Below are 18,225 nucleotides of genomic sequence, written 5' to 3'. Positions count from 1 at the left end.
CCACGCACAAAAATCTTGCTCATACAGAGTTTGTAACATTTGCAGTTCTGTAGAGTTCATGGCATTCTTCCTTTACAAATCACATTAGGCACGAACTAAATCCTTAATCAGTTCAGCCTCAGTGAGTTTGAAGGTGCTGATGTCATATTTTGCAAGTTGTGAAAGGAATACAACTTTGGGAATACCCGCTAAATTAGCTGCTGCTCCTGAAGAGAGTTTGCCAAGTTCGTATAACTTCATAGCAGCAGCCAGAAGAACTTCACCTTGTAACTGTTCTGGTTTTACATTGAGAGCCAATACAGTTTCTTCTGGAATAGTCAAAGTGAGTTGGTACATGATAATATATGCGCTGCTTTGTTTAGGATCATAATAACGCGCTCATATAACCAAACACTTTGACTCCAGCATGAGTTACGAGTTTGCCTTATCCTCTGCCTCTACTCCGACTGAATCGGGTTATCTCTGGGATTAACTAATCTCAGCAGTTTTTGCTTAATTTGAGCGTCGAATACGTCCCATTTCATTTTCGCATAAGCGGAATTTTCGTTACTGCCAGATAAGAAGCCCATCGGGATTTCAAAGCCGCCTGCGCTTGTCCTTCCACCACCGAAAAAGCGCCCTGTGCTATCTTGACCAAAGGCTTCTTTGATGAATTCATCGGGGTCAAGCGTGAGTTTGCTGGTTCTCAGGGAGCCGATGACTATTTCCAGTTCATCGTCTTCATCGTGAACAATGCCGTAAACTACGGCGGTATGAACGTTTTCTTCGGTGACGAGAAAATCAGCCGCTTGGGGGATGGCATCACGGTCTTCGTAGCGTAGATAACCAACACCGGCAATGGAAAAGTTATTTTGGACGATACGGTTTTTCAGCGATCGCTCGATCACATCCATTACCCGCTTGGAACGGTTGGCCTGTAAAATGGCATTCAGCAGTTGAGCGTCATAAAATCGGCTTAAATACGCCGCTGCCATAAAGTCTTCTTCTTGCGCTTGCATGAGCCGATTTGTATCCGATCGCAAGCCATGCATCAAGGCAGTGGCGCATTTGACGTGTTGATTTATGCTGCTATCTAATGCTAATAATCCTGTTTGGAGGTATTGAGTAAAAATTGTTGCCGTCGCTCTGACATAAGGACGAATATCCTCAAATTCTGATTGCAAATCGCCTTGGATACTGTGATGGTCGATGAGTACCACTAAAGGAATTCCAGCCTGCTGCACCGATGACAGTAGTTGGGAAGTGGTTCCCTGGTTGTCAATTAACACAAAACCTTGATAAGATGACAAATCTTTTGTTTTCAAGGTTTGGGTTGTCCAGCGTTGGATAGGTAAATTAGTCAGCCTTACCAAGGCAATATTTTCTTGATGGCTCAATGCGCCAGCATAAATGATTTCACATTTGATATCATATTGCTGGGCAATTAACTGGTAAGCCCAGGCACAGGAAAGGGCATCAGGGTCAGGAAAATCTTGCAGAATTACCAGTTGGCGATCGTGTCGGTGTGCCAATAGGGTTTTTTGCAGTTCTTCTGACTTTTGTTGTGCCAGAGAATTACCACGGTGACTGAGATATATAGCCCCATCACCTACCGATGGCGGTAATGACGGGCTTTTAAATGCAACTTCCACTGGCGCTTTCTCGATTTCAGGTTCCTCTGGGTTTGGCTCTGTGGTCAATGACAAACTCTCAAACTGAGTAACGGGAGAATTAAAGTACATAGGGAACTTTTTTAAAGTGTGAGGCTCCTTTAATTCAGAAATACTACGAGCAGCAATTCCCTGAATTTAGCCACATTAATTACGATCTTCGCAAAAATATCAAGACATTGCACTATACATCTAAGTATATTTCTTGCCAGTAACAGCGCTCAACAATCAACTAACTTCCACTAAAGGGCATACAGCAAGGAAGTTTAGGATATCGGGCTGTATCTGGCAGCATAAATATGTTTTAGGAGTTTTGTTCTCTCTCGTAAATTGAATTAAACGGATTTTTATCTAACTTAGGGTATACTTTCTATCTTATACTTTAGGATTAGTCCTTGATATTTGAAATATTCTTATGCTTAATATCTCATTATTGTGACTATTGAGCAATTAACAATTATTTTTGATGAACAATGCGTGTTTCCTATCCCCTTTGAAAATTCTGAAAATTTAGAGTCAAGTCCAATGGAAAAGGGCAAAATACAGGGGGAGTAAAGAGCAAAAGGGAAACTCTATATACATACAACAAATTTAAAAGCTTGATAGTTGATCAATCGCTTTCGTTGCAAGCCATATAGCCACCAATTTTTTAACACTCCATAACTAAAGTTATTGGCTATTTCCCAAAGAAAGAGGGTATTTCTACTTTCTCCTTTGCTCCTCTGATTTTTGGCTCAAAGACCTATAACATACTTTTGCCACTCTGTATGCAGTCCACTCTTAAGATGTTTGCTAACCTCGAAATAGAGACTGCTATAAGGTTGGCGCGGGGGATGACGCAAAGGCATGTGAGCTTCGTGGGGAGTCCGACTGCCTTTTTTGACATTGCAACGGACACAAGCGGTAACAATATTCTCCCAAGTATCGCCTCCGCCGCGCGATCGCGGTATTACATGGTCTAGTGTCAATTCATCCCCTGTGTAACCACAGTATTGACAGGCATGACCATCACGGTGCAATATATTTCGGCGAGTTAGAGGGATTTCTTTATAAGGAACGCGTACATAGTGACGCAACCGGATTACGGTCGGCAACGGGAAATCCGTGTACAGAAATTTACCGTTGTGTTCCACGCGTTCTGCTTTGCCCTTGATTAAAAGAACTACAGCACGACGCCAACTCGTTATATTGAGAGGTTCGTAAGAGGCGTTTAAGACTAAAACCTTCCCCATTATTTGCGCTCAGGGTATGAGTTTTACAATATATTAACACAAATACACCCTGCTAGGGAGATGAGAAGAAATTATACTTTCGGGAGAATTTGGAAATTGAGTTAGGAGTGAGGAGTTAGGAGTTAGGAGTTATGAAGTCAAATTTATCACTTGATTAAAATCATTACTTAGACTGACGCAATCGCGCAGCGTCTCGTAGAGAAGAAAGGAGTGAAAAATCGAGCCGTAAGATTTACTTCTAACTCCTAACTCCTAACTCCTAACTCATAACTCATAACTTTTACTTGAGCGCCGTAACATCTTGTATCAATTCCAATCTGAAGGTTAAACTTCCTATTTAATCTGATCTCGCTTTTAGGAGCGTGTATAGATAGATAATTTGCAAGTTTAGCCGTAGCGGGATAGGAGTCAGTACAAATGTTAAGTCGCAAACAAATCCCTGGTATAGTTCCTAATCAGCAGTGCGATACCTACGCGTGGTTTTCGCAACGAGCTTGGGTAGAAATTGATTTAGAGGCGTTGTCGTACAATGTAAAGCAATTGGTGCAGTTTTTATCGCCGCGTACCCAGTTAATGGCAGTAGTAAAAGCTGATGCTTATGGACATGGAGCGGTGACAGTCGCCCAAATCGCCATCCAATCGGGAGCTAGTTGCTTGGGAGTGGCTACAGTTCCAGAAGCTATTCAATTGCGAGAAGGCGGGATTCAAGCGCCCATTTTGATTTTAGGGGCAACTCATACACTAGAACAGATTCATGCGATCGCTCAATGGAAACTTCAGCCCACACTCTGTAGCCCTAAACAAGCTTTAGTCTTTTCCGATATTCTGGAATCCATGAATCATGGTTCTCCAGTGCCCGTACACATCAAATTAGACACGGGAATGTCGAGGTTGGGAACTGATTGGCGGCAAGCAGGTGAATTTGTGCAATTAGTGCAGCGATTACCACATCTATCTATTGCCAGTATTTATTCTCATTTGGCGACAGCAGACGATCTTGATACCACGGCAATGGAAGAACAGCATAAACGATTTGAAGATGCGATCGCTCAAATCAAAGCAATGGGAATTGAACCGCCTTGCTTGCACTTGGCAAACTCAGCCGCCGCACTCACAAATCCGTCATTGCACTACGACATGGTGCGTGTAGGTTTAGCCGTTTACGGACTTTATCCAGCAACCCATTTACAAAATGCGATCGATATCAAGCCCGTTTTGCAACTTAAAGCAAGAGTTACTCAAGTTAAAACAATTGCCGCAGGAACCGCTGTTAGCTACGGGCATAAATTTATTGCCCCGCGTGAACTTCGCCTCGCCGTCGTGGGAATTGGCTATGCTGACGGCGTTCCTCGCAGTCTTTCCAACAAAATGCAGGTATTAATTCGCGGTCAGCGCGTGTCGCAAATTGGGACAATTACAATGGATCAGTTGATGCTGGATGTAAGTGCCATACCCAATATCCAAGAAGGAGAAGTAGTCACCTTATTGGGAGAACAGGGAAAAGAAGAAATTTCAGCGGACGACTGGGCAAAACAATTAAACACTATTTCTTGGGAAATTCTCTGTGGATTCAAGCATCGTTTGCCTCGTGTTGCAGTCATGTAATTGGGCATGGAGAAGAGGCAGAGGGGCAGGGAGCAGGGAGCAGAGGGGAAAGATGTAATTTTGTATTCTTCCCATTGCCCCAGTAAGAATTTCTTTTTAATCTACCTCTGCCTCCCCTGCTCCCTTGCTCGCTGCTCCCCTGCTTCTTTCCCATTCCCTATTCCCAAAAATAATTTCTTATGCTACGATAATAAACTGATGCGGATGTGGCGAAATTGGCAGACGCGCTAGATTTAGGTTCTAGTTCCGAAAGGAGTGAAGGTTCAAGTCCTTTCATCCGCACTTTTGATAAATTAAATTGCTTTATCTAGGCTGGTACTTATACTTGAGTTAAAAGTTCAAGAATAGTTACCAGCCTGTTTAAATATTGCTTAAATAAAAATATGTTTCGCCAACATAGCTTCAAATACAAGAGGATATTTGAAAATTTGTTTGTGGTAGAATGCGTCTGTGAACAAGGTGGGGAAAGACTTTTAGCTTTATAAGTCTGTTCTTCAGATGATAGTAAATGTGTAAAAGTACATAATTCCTAGTGGATTTAATAACCTACAATTTTCGTAGGTAGGATGTGTTGGGGACATAATGTAGCATTCCAAGTACTTTCAGTACCCTAATCTTGGCGGTAAAAGACTCTGCAAAAAATAAGTTTTGCATTCTGTTTTATCTAAGTTCTTAAATTCAAATAACAAAAAATACATTTATTGCTTTCAATAAATAAGTATTGTTACTGTGGTCAACTTGAAGTTATTCGATGCAAAGTGGCTTCATTCAGTCCTTACTTGTTTAAAAAATAGATTTCATTTAAGTGTAAATACAGAAGTTCAAAGATATTACCATCAATAAAATCAGTATTATTTCTGTGGTCAGATTGGGGTTACTCAATGGAAAGTGGCTTCATCTAGTCTTGACATTTTTATGTCTTGTTTCTCGAAAGATGTTGAGAAATCTCAGTAACACTAAGTAGATTAATCGTAATTTACGAATTTACTAAGATTTGCTCATCTGAAAATAACGCTACTCTCGTTGAGTTTCACCACAAACCTAGATGTAAACAGATGTACTTTAAAATACAAAAGTTTAATGTTTTTTACTTGATTTTTATTGTGGAATAACTCTACACGAATTTAGCTTACACGTATCGAATTTTAGCTGAAGTAAAAGCAAAATGAGCACAACTCCTATAGGTAGCTACAGGTTGTTCCAGAAACTACATCCGCTATCTCTGTTGGCACAATTAACAAGTCGGCGTGCTACGGGTTGCCTAAGCGTATTTACCGGGATAGTTTCTTGGTCAATCTATCTAGAGGACGGTAAACTTACTTATGCCTCCTATTCAGATAAACTATTTGAGCGCCTTGACAGTCACTTACGGCGCTTGAGTCAGCAAATTCCTGCTCTCAACAGCGCCACTCGCGTACAGATGCGGCTGATGTTTGAGACAAAGAATGAACATCAATCAATACCAAATGCAGATTACCAAGCTATTTGTTGGTTAGTAAATCAGGACTATATTACCTCTGTGCAAGCAGGAAGCCTGATAGACGAATTGGCAAAAGAAGTAATGGAATCATTCCTGTGTTTAAAAGAAGGTAGCTATGAATTCAGTCCAGAAAGCTCTTTGGGCGAACAACCAAAGTTCTGTCACCTGGATTTAAGGTTGCTTGTTGAACACTGTCAAAAGCAATTACGAAATCGGCAAAATATTCAGTCATCAATACCGGCTGGCGGGAGTTCCCAAATATTTTCTACAACACAATCGTCTCAAGTTCAGCCACAGCTGCAAATAAAGCTTGGGCAAAAATTGCCAATACCAATCAATTTTGATATTCCTGAGAATAATAAAAATACTCAGCCACCTGTTGGCAAAAAACTATATACAATTGCCTGCATTGATGATAGCCAAACAGTTTTGAATTCTATCAAACATTTTTTGGATGAAAATACATTTTCAGTTGTAACAATCAACGATCCGGTAAAAGCTTTAATGCAAATTCTACGGAGTAAGCCCGATTTGATTTTGCTAGATGTTGAAATGCCAAGTTTAGATGGCTATGAACTATGTTCCTTATTACGTAAACATTCAGCTTTTAAAAATACACCGATCGTTATGGTGACTGGTAGAACAGGGTTTATCGACAGGGCAAAGGCTAAAATAGTCAGATCGTCAGGATATTTGACCAAGCCTTTTACACAATCAGAATTGCTAAAAATGGTTTTTAAGCATCTTGGTTAATTTAGGAGTCAGAATTCAGAATTCAGGAGTCAGAATTCAGGAGTTAAAATAAATGAGACAGCCAGCGAAGACATTTCAAGATTTGATAGTTTGGCAGAAAGCACATCAATTTATTTTATTAGTGTACCCATTTACTGCTCAATTTCCTAAATCAGAAATATATGGGCTTACCTCTCAATTTAGACGGGCAGCAATTTCTATACCAGCAAATATAGCGGAAGGATTTAAGAAAAAAGGTTTAGCAGATAAAGTACGTTTTTTAAATATTGCACAAGGTTCTTTGGAAGAATGCCGTTATTATATAATTCTTTCAAATGACTTAGAGTATGGTGATATTTCAGGATTAAAACTCCAAATAGAGGAAGTTAGTAAACTACTAACAAGCTATGCTAATTCCATTCTGAATTCTGATTCCTGACTCCTGAATTCTAATAAAAAATCTAATATGTTTAATTTATTTTTTTAGGAGATTTAATAGTGAGCCTGACTTTGCTTGGCACAATTTTGATTGTAGAAGATTCTCCCAGTGAATTGGAATTAATGAGCCATTATCTCAAAGAGAGTGGTTACAACGTAATTAAAGCAAGTGGTGCAAAAGAGGGTTTAGAAAAAGCTGTGTTAGAAAAACCAGATGCGATCGTTACTGATGTAGTAATGCCAGAAATGAGCGGATTTGAATTGTGTCGTTCTCTGAGAAGAAATCCAATTACTGCAAAAGTGCCAATTGTGGTTTGTAGTTCTAAAAATCAAGAAATTGACCGTTTGTGGGCAATGAGACAAGGTGCAGATGCCTATATAACTAAACCTTACACCCGCGAACATCTCCTACGTACTATTAAATCAGTGGTAATTTGAATCAATGACTAGTACAAACATTACTCTTTCTTCAAAACCAATCCCGAATAATTTAGCAGATAGTTATCTGAAGTTTCAGCTAAATCAACAAACTACTGCTGTTTTATCAATGAGGCATACGCAAGAAGCAATTCTTGTGCCTGTTGAATCTATTACGTCAATACCTAATATGCCATCCTGCATATTAGGATTAATGAATTGGCGGAGTCGGATAATTTGGGTAGTTGATTTACCAAGAATGCTCAATTTAGAATCCCTAGATTATCGACTGCGACAATACAATGTGATCGTTATCCAAGTGGAATCATTGGTGTTGGGATTAGTTGTACAAGAAATAAAAGGTACAACCAAGTTCATAGTTGATGATATTCATTCTCCTATAGGACAAGTGACATCCAGTTTAGTTCCTTATTTATGTGGGTGCGTTGTGCAACAGGAAGAAATATTACTGGTATTAGATGCACAGGCAATTGTCCAGTCTTCTATTCTCCGCAGTGATTAGGGTTTACTACTAAAAAAGCTTTTTAGTGTTCTTATTCACATATTTAGGAGAAATACTTTTATGTTTAATAAAACCAACACGAATCAAGGTAATAGCGCTCAAAATCGAGCATCACTGATTTCATCTCAAAAAGCTATTGGTACTGTAGTAAAGCTACCAACTAAGCTGACTAATGAAAGTGCTAATAGTTCTTCTTGGAATCAGGGAATTGCCTATTTTACAAGGCTGGGATTGGTTAAGAAAGCAACTATTTTAGCGATCGCAATCGGTACAATACCAGTTTTGGGCATCGGTGCGATCGCTTTTGGTTTTGCCAACAAATCCATTACTAAGCAAATTACCCAATCTCAACAAGCCGAAGCCACTGGCTTAAGTGATAAAGTTAACCGCTTTATGCTGGGACGCTACGGTGATATTCAGGTAATATCAAACTTGCTATTTTTAACAAATTCTCAAGCTAGTATTAGTACTCAGGAGAAGCAAGCAGTCTTAGATCGGGTTGTCGAAGCCTACAAAGCTTATGACAGTATTGCTGTTTTCGATCGCCAAGGTAACTTGATTGTCCAGTCCACAGGCGAACCCCTGGAAAATCAAAAAGACCGCACCTATTTTCAAGATGCTTTACAAAAAGAGACTCCTGTCATCAGCAAACCGGAAGCAGCAAAAAATACTGGTGTCGTGAGTATTTATCTCGCTGCACCTGTGAAAGAGACAAGAACGGGTCAAACTATTGGCGTGGTACAAGCACGTATGCCCGTAAAATCTTTAGAGGAAGTTACCAAAAACTACGCAGCCAACGGACAACAATACTATTTGCTCGATGCTTCAGGAACGGTTTTCTTGAGTCCCCAAAAGGAATTATTGGGGAAAGAGGCTAAGGGAGAGTATTCTAATTTACCTAAACTGCTAGCAGCTAAAAAGGTAAATAGTTTTATAGAAGTTTCCAAAACTGACAAAAAACAAGAACTAGTTAGCTATGTACCAGCTAGTACGATAGATGGTTTACCTGATTTAAACTGGCAGGTACTTTTAGCTACAGACACCGCATCTGTATTTGAGCCGCAAAGACAATTGTTGTGGATTATAGCCATCGGTACAGCACTGACAGCATTGATTGTAGGTGCGATCGCATCTCGGTTAGCTAAACTGACTACACAGCCAATTCTTAATGCAACTGCGGCATTAGCAAAGTTAGGTCAAGGTAAATTTAATACCCGTCTGGAAATTGAAAGAGAAGACGAATTAGGGGTATTGAGTGCAAATATCAACCTAATGGCTGAACAATTGCAGGTCTTAGTTAAAGAACAGCAACAGGAAGTAGACGTTGAAGGGGCAAAATTACTAGCAGATATTACCCTACGGATTCGGAAAGTTCTTAAAACTGAAGATATTTATCACGCAGCAGTCAAAGAAGTTCAGCAAATCCTCAAAACAGACCGGGTAATCATTTATAGTCTGAATCCAGGTACTTTGACTGGCGTTGTCGTTGCGGAATCAGTAACAGGTAATTGGCCGGAAATGTTAGGAGTGCAAATTGATGACCCCTATTTTCGAGAACGTTATCTAGAAAGCGATCGCGATGGAGAGGTGCAAGCGGTTGCCAATATTCATCAAGACCAAAGCCTGAAAAATGCCGACAGTTACATCCAACTGTTGGAAAAATTTGCTGTCAAAGGTCATTTAATCGTACCGATTCTTGCCCAAGAAAAACTTTTAGGCTTATTAATTGCTCATCATTGCGAAACTCTTCGTGTTTGGGAACAGCCGGAAATTGACTTGTTTCAACAAATAGCAACTCAAGTCGGCTATGCCTTAGAACAAGCCAAATTATTAGAAGAGATAGAAAAAGTCAGAAATGTAACTGTAAGTGCTTCAGACGAAACACTACAACAACAACTTTTACAACTACTCAACGACGTAGAAGGTGCAGCCAGAGGCGATTTGACAGTGCGTGCAGACGTAACTGCTGGGGAAATTGGTACTGTTGCCGACTTCTTCAACTCCATTGTGGAAAGCCTCCGGGATATTGTTACCCAAGTTAAACAAGCTGCAATCCATGTAAATAGCGCCATTGGCTCTAACGAAGGAGCCATCCGCCACCTAGCAGAAGAAGCGCTCACCCAAGCTGCCGAAATCAACCGCACCCTTGATGCAGTTGACCAAATGACCCAATCCATGAAAGCTGTAGCCGAAAGTGCCGAAAAAGCTGCCTTCATTGCTAACCATGCTGCTCACACTGCTACTAAGAGCGGACACGCGATGGATTTAACAGTACAAAATATCCTCTCTTTGCGGGAAACTGTGGGTGAAACTGCTAAGAAAGTGAAACGTTTGGGAGAGTCTTCGCAACAAATTTCTCGCGTGGTTTCCTTGATTAACCAAATTGCGATTCAAACTAACTTGCTTGCTATTAATGCCGGCATTGAAGCAGCACGTGCGGGTGAAGAAGGTCAAGGTTTTGCCGTAGTGGCTGAAGAAGTCGGCGAACTAGCAGTCAGGAGTGCCGCAGCAACCCAAGAAATCGAACAAATTGTTGAAAATATCCAACGAGAAACCAGTGAAGTAGTGCAAGCGATGGAAATAGGCACTACCCAAGTGGTAGAAGGTACTCGAATTGTGGAGGAAGCTAAACAAAGTTTGAGTGAAATTTTGGATGTATCTTCTCAAATTGACTCCTTAGTGCAGTCGATTTCCACTGCAACTGCATCTCAGGTTGAAACATCCCAAAGTGTTAGCCAATTGATGAAAGATATCGCTGCTATATCACAACGTACTAGCGATTCTTCCCGCCAAGTTTCTGAATCTCTGCAACAAACTGTGGATATTTCCCAGCAGTTGCAAGAGACTGTCGAGGCTTTCAAAGTTAGTTAAGTTTGTCATTTGTCATTTGTCCTTTGTCTTTTGCGATTTGCTAGTGATGAATGACGAATGACCATGCAAATTTTAGATTTTAGATTTTGGATTGAAATAAAAATCTAAAATCCGCAATCTAAAATCCAAAATTGATTGACCAATGACTAAGGACAAAAACCATGCTACAAGACAAAGAATTAGAAATCCAGATGCAATTTCTGGAAGAAGCAACAGATTACTTAAATACCTTAGAAGGGGTATTGCTGGAAATCGATACTAGTAACCGCATCGATTTGGATAAAATCAATGCTGCACTCCGGGCCACTCATTCTATTAAAGGTGGTGCGGGAATGATGGGATTTAAATCGCTAAGTGATTTATCTCATCGTCTGGAAGATTCCTTTAAAGTTTTAAAAACTAAAAAAAATTCTTTAGAAATTGATACTCAGTTGCAAAGTTTATTGCTATCTGGAGTTGACTGGCTGCGTCAAATTGTCGAATTGCTTGCAGAAGGGAATGTTGTCGAAGATCAGTGGTTAGCAACTTTTTGTTATCCCATCTTCGATGAGTTGCACGATCGCTTGGGCGACCCCACCCCAGAAGATGCCTCAACTATGCTATCCCCAGAGGACGGGCAAGACGTTATCCCTTTGCTATTTGCCACAGAAGTAGAAGAGTGTTTGCAGCGTCTAGAATCTACATTGGCAGATAGCGAACAAGCCGGATTGCCTGAAGAAATCGCAATCCTGGCAGCTGAGTTAGGCGGTTTGGGAGAAATGCTCCAGTTGCCAGCTTTTAGCAAGCTTTGTCAGTCGGTAACGCAGCATTTGGAAACTGTTAGTAGCGAACGCATTCCCGAAATTGCCCAGTTAGCATTGCAAGCATGGCGGCGATCGCAAGCTTTGGTGCTGACGAATCAGCTAGATAACTTGCCTACAGAAATTTATTTGGGTAGTTCTACGCAATCCCTGCCGCTATTACCAGCAGAAGTGATACCACAACTTCTCCCCACAGATGTCCTCGACACAGAAGCAGTGTCAACAGGGGTTTGGCAAGCAGAGATAACTCCAGAAACTTGGGTTAAAGAAGAAGAGTTGGCGCAGCCCACCGCAGGTATCGCAGCCAATTTCACATTTGTAGATGCAGAATTTGCCGACGATGTAAATTCTGTCAATGTAACTGAACACAATACAATATTTGCTAAAGAAGAGAATCCTCCAGATGGCAAATTTAGCGAAGGTAAAGGAGAGCCAGTTGCCGTTGCTAAAGAACGAGGAGAAATCCATGAAAATAGCGTCCGAGTTCCTAGCAAACAGCTAGAGCAAATTAATGATTTATTTGGCGAACTAATTGTTCAGCGAAATGGCTTAAATTCGCAATTAGAAAGATTACGCAAACTCGTTCGTAACCTCAACCAACGAGTCCAAGTTCTCGACCGCGAAAACCAGGAATTACGCATAGTCTCCGACAAAATTTCCACTCAAGCTACCTCACAGTTACAAGCTGAAAATGGCCACCAAGTAGAAGGTACAAATACAGAATTTGATGCCTTAGAAATGGATCGCTATAACGAATTAAACCTGCGATCGCAGGAAGTTATGGAAACCATTGTTCAGGTACAGGAAGTCACAACAGATGTGCAACTCAGTGTAGATGATACAGACCATATTGCTCGTAAACTCAACAAAACATCGAAACAGTTACAGACCAAGCTAAATCACATCCGAATGCGGCCGCTGTCCGATTTAATCGAACGTTTTCCGAGAGCTTTACGCGATTTAAATGTCGAGTATGGTAAAAATGTCCAGTTAAAAATTGAAGGTGGCAATACTTTAATTGAACGCAGCATTTTAGAAGCTTTAAACGAACCTTTAATGCACCTATTAAGGAACGCTTTCGATCATGGTATCGAAGACTCTGCCACGCGTCGCCTTTTAGGAAAACCAGAACAAGGATTAATTGAAATTACAGCTACTCACCGCAGCAATCGCACCATCATTACTATCCGTGATGATGGTTGGGGCATTTCTCTGGAGAAAATTCGCACCCGCGCCCTAGCTATGGGATTAGATGCTTCTCTACTTGCTAATGCTAGTGATGAAGAATTATTATCACTAATTTTTGAACCAGGTTTTACCACCTCCGAACAAGTTACAGCATTATCTGGTCGCGGTGTCGGTATGGATGTGGTTCGCAACAACCTCAAACTAATTCGAGGAGATGTGAAAGTTGATACGGAACCAGGAGTTGGTACTACCTTTACTTTATCACTACCCTTTACACTTTCTGTTGCGCGAGTTCTGCTGGTAGAAATCAATAAAATTCTATTAGCATTTCCCACAGATGTCATTTCAGAAATATCTTTACTCCAAGACGAGCGAGTTTTTGAAATGGCTGGTAGCGAAGTTTTAAATTGGCAAGGAACCATGCTGCCACTGATTCGCTTAACTCGTTATTTAGAGTTTAATTGCCTACGCTACGATAGCGCAGAGTTGGAAATTCCGGCAGCCATTAGTACTAACAGCGTCTTAGTAGTCAAAGGTAATAATCAGCCAGTAGCAATTCAAATAGATCGTTGCTGGGGCGAACAAGAAGTTGCGATTCGCCAAGTTGAAGGAAATATACCTTTACCTGAAGGCTTCAGCAACTGTACAATTCTCGGAGATGGTCGAGTAGTGCCACTAGTTAATGTTAATGAGTTGCTGTATTGGATTGCTACAAATAAAAAGACACCAAGAGGTACTCAATTACCATCAGCAAGGTTAAAAACACCGTTCTTGATATTTGATGAAGAGAAAATGTCAGCAGCATCTATTAAGCAGAAAGGTACAATTTTAATCGTAGATGATTCGATTAATGTACGCCGCTTTTTAGCCCTGACTCTTGAAAAAGGAGGGTATCAAGTAGAGCAAGCTAAAGATGGTCAAGATGCCTTAGAAAAACTCCATAGTGGATTGAAGGTTGAGGCAGTAATTTGCGATATTGAAATGCCTCGCCTTGATGGTTATGGCTTTTTAGGTAAGGTAAATTCAGACGTTGATACAAAAAATATTCCAGTGGCGATGTTGACTTCTCGTAGTAGTAATAAACATCGACAACTAGCTATGCAATTGGGAGCGCGGGCTTACTTTTCTAAACCTTATAACGAGCAAGAGTTATTGCAAACCCTGGAGGAAATAATTCATTCGGTTGCAGAACAGGCAGCTTCTAATTGATAATTAATAATTAGGTTTAATATATTTTTTTATGGTGCGTTATGCCAAAGGCTAACGCACCGTTTGTTTTATAGTGCCTTGGCGATTAGAAATCGCGGCTACACAGACAAAACCCGCACTTCGACTAGGCTCAGTGACCACCTGCGCGGGTTAAAAACTGAGTTATATCAGTAATCGCCTAGCTTTTGCGTCATACTATTTGTGTCAATTGAAATAATTTCTACATAAACTCAATTTGTAGTAAATTTATGGTAACTGTAACACTGACGGCTGTTGCTACTGCGATCGCAACTACACTTTGGACTAAAACACAGGAGAAAATTGGCGAAAACATTGGTGATGCTACATGGGCACTAGGTGGCAAGTTAATCGGATTACTCCGCCAGAAGAATAAATCGCCATTACTCACCAATGCTGTAGACGGAAATGAACCGCAGCGTTTAGATTATGGTCAAGCAGTGCTAGAACTGAAAGCAGCAGCAGACACAGACTCAGAAATTGCTCAAGCAGTTGTGGAAGTGGAAGCAGCAGCAAAAGCAGAACCAAAACTCACTCAAAAAATTCAAGAAATCGAAAATACCCTCAAGTCTCAACAGCCAACCATTCAAAATCTGACGCAGTTAGCAGAGAAAATCGGGGTTGTAAATCAAGGACAGATAAATAATCAAACTAATAACTTCACCTTTTGACTACAGTCGTCTCAAGGGGAGGATGAGACAAAGTTAACTCCCGATGACTGGCGTGAAATCTGCCGTGAAATGCTGGCAGAACGGCGAAAGCTGACTACAAATCCTCTAACATCAACTGAAGGAATCGCCCTGCAAGTTGATGATGTTTACGTACCACTGGGATTAGTTGAGCGTAAAAAACAATCTAAACGTCAGGGCGATGTTTCTCCAGAACAGGGTTCAGAACTGTACAAGGAGACAGAAATCACCAAAACATTTGAGCATGATGCTTTTCTCGAAGAAGTTCTAAAACAGAAGAACACGCCTAAAAGTCAAGGTAAGCGAATTGCCATCATTGGCGAACCAGGAGCAGGAAAGACAACACTGTTACAACGGATTGCTGATTGGGTATCTCGTGAGATTAACCAGTCAATTGTCATTTGGGTATCTTTAGCAGATTTGCGAGAGAAGGAACTAAAATCTTATCTGTTTGAGACTTGGTTAACTCAGGTGGCTGAGAAAATAGGTAAAGCTAAAGCCACTGAGCAACTAAAGAATGATTTTGTTGCTCTGTTTAATCAAAATAATGTGTGGCTGCTGTTAGATGGGTTAGATGAAATGTCGGCATCTAATCCTCTCACAGAAATTGCCCGACAATTCCGTGAAGCAGGGTTAATTTCTCAAGCGCGAATCGTGTTGACTTGTCGGGTTAATCTGTGGGATGGCAGCATTAATGCACTTGATGATTTTGATATTTATCGCAGTTTAGATTTTTCTTATCCACAACAGGTAGAGAGATTGATTTACAAATGGTTCGCTGCTAATCAAGAAAAAGGGGAGCAGTTATGTACTGCGTTGAAAGAATCAGGTAAAGAACGGATTCAAGATTTAGTGAAAAATCCTTTGCGATTGACGCTGCTGTGTTTGAATTGGCAATCAGGAGATGGTAAATTACCGGATACCCAAGCGGGACTATATCAGCAATTTGTAGATGACTTCTACAAGTGGAAAAAAGATGAATTTGCTACAAACTCTGATCAGCGTCAGCAACTCAATGTCAAATTGGGCGAATTAGCTAAAGCAGCAATAGACAAAGAAGCAAACCGTTTTCGCTTGCGGCAGGATTTTGTTAGTCAGTTTTTGGGGAATACTGATGATGAAAAGTCGTTGCTAAAATTGGCACTAAATCGGGGCTGGCTGAACTGTGTAGGGATAGATACAAATAGAAAACCTGTTTACGCTTTCTTTCATACTTCATTTCAAGAGTACTTTGCTGCTATTGCAATTGATGACTGGCATTTTTTTCTCAAGCATTTTCCCTACAATCCCAGTCAAGGAACTTATCGCATCTTTGAACCGCAATGGAAGCAAACAATATTACTTTGGTTAGGGCGAGAAGAAAAAAACCTCAAACAGCAAAAGCAACAGTTTATCGATGCTTTAGTATGCTTTCAAGATGGATGTGGTAAGTGGAATAGAGAAAATGTAGATAAAGGATTTTATGAATATCGCGCCTATTTTGTAGCTGCCGCAGGAGTTGCAGAGTTTAGGGATTATTTGAGATCAGATGGACTAATAGCACAAATTGTCGAGTGGACAATTGATAGTACGAATTCAATCAATGAGGAAGCTAGTTCAGCACTGCAACAAACAGACCGCACAAAAGCGATCGCGTCCTTGCTTCAACTGCTGCAATCAACAGATATTCCTCAATTTTTTACAAAAGCGATCGCGTCCTTGCTGCAACTGCTGCAATCAACAACTGTGGATGACTACACCCGTTGGCGGGCAGCAGCAAGCTTAGGGGAAATCGACCCAGGCAATGAAATTGCGATCGCCGCCTTGGTGAAACTGCTGCAATCAACTAATCTCGATTACTTCACCTATAGGCAAGCAGCATCAAGCTTAGGGGAAATCGATCCAGGCAATAAAATTGCGATCTCTACCTTGGTGGAACTGCTAAAATCAACTACTGTGGATGACTATACCCGTTGTCAGGCAGCAAATAGCTTAGGAAAAATCGACCCAGGCAATGAAATTGCGATCGCCGCCTTGGTGCAACTGCTGCAATCAACTACTGTGGATGACTTTACCCGTTGGCAGGCAGCAGATAGCTTAGAGAAAATCGGCACTGGCAATGAAATTGCGATCGCCGCCTTGGTGCAACTGCTGCAATCAACTACTGTGGATGACTTTACCCGTTGGCAGGCAGCAGATAGCTTAGAGAAAATCGACCCAGGCAATGAATTTGCAATCGCCGCCTTGGTGCAACTGCTGCAATCAACTACTGTGGATGACTCCACCCGTTGGCTGGCAGCATCAAGCTTAGGGAAAATCGGCACAGGCAATAAATTTGCGATCGCCGCCTTGGTGAAACTGCTGCAATCAACTAATCTGGATGACTACACCCGTATGCAGGCAGCATCAAGCTTAGGGGAAATCGGCACAGGCAATGAAAATGCGATCTCTGCCTTAGTGGAACTGCTAAAATCAACTACTGTGGATGACTACACCCGTTGTCAGGCAGCAAATAGCTTAGGGAAAATCGACCCAGGCAATGAAATTGCGATCGCCGCCTTGGTGAAACTGCTGCAATCAACTAATCTCGATTACTTCACCTATAGGCAAGCAGCATCAAGCTTAGGGGAAATCGATCCAGGCAATAAAATTGCGATCTCTACCTTGGTGGAACTGCTAAAATCAACTACTGTGGATGACTACACCCGTTGTCAGGCAGCAAATAGCTTATGGAAAATCGACCCAGGCAATGAAATTGCGATCGCGGCCTTGGTGCAACTGCTGCAATCAACTACTGTAGATGATTCCACCCGTAGTCAAGCAGCAGAAAGCTTAGGGGAAATTATACAGAACAATCAGCATCGCTTTGCGGTAGTCAAAGCTTTAAGTGGTTATTGGCGATTAAATGATGAATACTACAATTTAGCCTGGAAATGCGCCCAGAATATGCCTTACCCCGATTTCTATAAAGCTTGGCATCAGAATAATATTGCTACTCGTGCGCTGCGAAGCTTTGCGAAAATCCTCTTCACAAGAATAATTTAAGTCCTTTTGCAGCAGCAACGTTACAAATAAAGTTGCCGTGATAACAACAGCTTGTCCACTCGTTACGAAGAAAGACGCAGACTTTAGGAATATTTGTCTGTTAGCAACAACAGCTTAAGCATTTATTATAAATGGATACTCGTTTGCTGCGATCGCTGCGATCGTTTACTCACCATAACAAATTCTTAAAATTTAAGCTAACAAATTAAGCATTAATTATAATTGGGTACTTCAATATCGCATTGAGGTACTCCGATATCGCATTTGGGTACTCCAATATCGTATTTGGGTACTTCAATATCGTATTTGGGTACTTCAATATCGTATTTGGGTACTTCAATATCGTATTT

The 18,225-nt window shown here is 41.0% G+C and carries 12 protein-coding genes and 1 tRNA gene; 10 read left to right on the top strand and 3 right to left on the bottom strand.

The window, feature by feature from the left end; translation table 11 throughout:
* Positions 1 to 84: 84 nt before the first annotated feature.
* The 3 genes from ACM0OX_RS23390 to ACM0OX_RS23380 form a co-directional block, all read right to left on the bottom strand.
* A complete protein-coding gene (locus ACM0OX_RS23390) occupies positions 85 to 336 on the bottom strand; it encodes a UPF0175 family protein (protein WP_414517376.1) in 252 nt (83 codons plus the stop codon).
* 101 nt (positions 337 to 437) lie between these two features.
* Entirely contained in the window at positions 438 to 1,721 is a 1,284-nt protein-coding gene (locus tag ACM0OX_RS23385; RefSeq protein ID WP_414517375.1) for a DHH family phosphoesterase, read from the bottom strand.
* 662 nt (positions 1,722 to 2,383) lie between these two features.
* The gene (locus tag ACM0OX_RS23380; RefSeq protein WP_094349059.1) at positions 2,384 to 2,881 is read right to left on the bottom strand and encodes an HNH endonuclease; all 498 of its coding nucleotides are present in this window, start codon (positions 2,879 to 2,881) and stop codon (positions 2,384 to 2,386) included.
* A gap of 417 nt (positions 2,882 to 3,298) precedes the next feature.
* On the opposite strand from ACM0OX_RS23380, the gene alr reads away from it, so the two are divergent.
* The 10 genes from alr (at position 3,299) to ACM0OX_RS23330 (ending at position 17,875) form a co-directional block, all read left to right on the top strand.
* Positions 3,299 to 4,486 carry an alanine racemase gene (alr, locus tag ACM0OX_RS23375; RefSeq protein ID WP_414517374.1) on the top strand — a complete coding sequence of 396 codons (1,188 nt, stop codon included), beginning with the start codon at positions 3,299 to 3,301 and terminating at the stop codon, positions 4,484 to 4,486.
* Between the two features lie 200 nt (positions 4,487 to 4,686).
* A tRNA-Leu gene (locus tag ACM0OX_RS23370) sits at positions 4,687 to 4,768 on the top strand.
* A gap of 883 nt (positions 4,769 to 5,651) precedes the next feature.
* Positions 5,652 to 6,719: a response regulator gene (locus ACM0OX_RS23365; protein ID WP_414517372.1), complete on the top strand. Its 1,068-nt coding sequence runs from the start codon at positions 5,652 to 5,654 to the stop codon at positions 6,717 to 6,719.
* 52 nt (positions 6,720 to 6,771) lie between these two features.
* Positions 6,772 to 7,137, top strand: coding sequence for a four helix bundle protein (locus tag ACM0OX_RS23360; RefSeq protein WP_414517370.1), 366 nt, complete (start codon positions 6,772 to 6,774; stop codon positions 7,135 to 7,137).
* A gap of 59 nt (positions 7,138 to 7,196) precedes the next feature.
* Positions 7,197 to 7,574 (top strand): response regulator transcription factor, encoded by a 378-nt coding sequence (locus ACM0OX_RS23355; RefSeq protein WP_069071198.1) that lies wholly within the window; start codon positions 7,197 to 7,199, stop codon positions 7,572 to 7,574.
* A 4-nt stretch (positions 7,575 to 7,578) separates the two neighbouring features.
* The gene (locus ACM0OX_RS23350) at positions 7,579 to 8,076 is read left to right on the top strand and encodes a chemotaxis protein CheW (RefSeq protein WP_194042956.1); all 498 of its coding nucleotides are present in this window, start codon (positions 7,579 to 7,581) and stop codon (positions 8,074 to 8,076) included.
* Positions 8,077 to 8,136: 60 nt separating this feature from the next.
* Positions 8,137 to 10,947 carry a methyl-accepting chemotaxis protein gene (locus ACM0OX_RS23345; RefSeq protein WP_414517369.1) on the top strand — a complete coding sequence of 937 codons (2,811 nt, stop codon included), beginning with the start codon at positions 8,137 to 8,139 and terminating at the stop codon, positions 10,945 to 10,947.
* Between the two features lie 161 nt (positions 10,948 to 11,108).
* A complete protein-coding gene (locus tag ACM0OX_RS23340; protein ID WP_414517368.1) occupies positions 11,109 to 14,144 on the top strand; it encodes a response regulator in 3,036 nt (1,011 codons plus the stop codon).
* 248 nt (positions 14,145 to 14,392) lie between these two features.
* A complete protein-coding gene (locus tag ACM0OX_RS23335) occupies positions 14,393 to 14,833 on the top strand; it encodes a hypothetical protein (RefSeq protein WP_414517367.1) in 441 nt (146 codons plus the stop codon).
* 69 nt (positions 14,834 to 14,902) lie between these two features.
* Positions 14,903 to 17,875, top strand: coding sequence for a HEAT repeat domain-containing protein (locus ACM0OX_RS23330; RefSeq protein WP_414517366.1), 2,973 nt, complete (start codon positions 14,903 to 14,905; stop codon positions 17,873 to 17,875).
* Positions 17,876 to 18,225 lie beyond the last annotated feature (350 nt).

Origin of the sequence: Nostoc sp. PCC 9305 (assembly GCF_963920915.1) — a bacterium.
Taxonomy (GTDB): domain Bacteria; phylum Cyanobacteriota; class Cyanobacteriia; order Cyanobacteriales; family Nostocaceae; genus Nostoc.
This window is presented reverse-complemented; position numbering and strand designations above follow the sequence as displayed.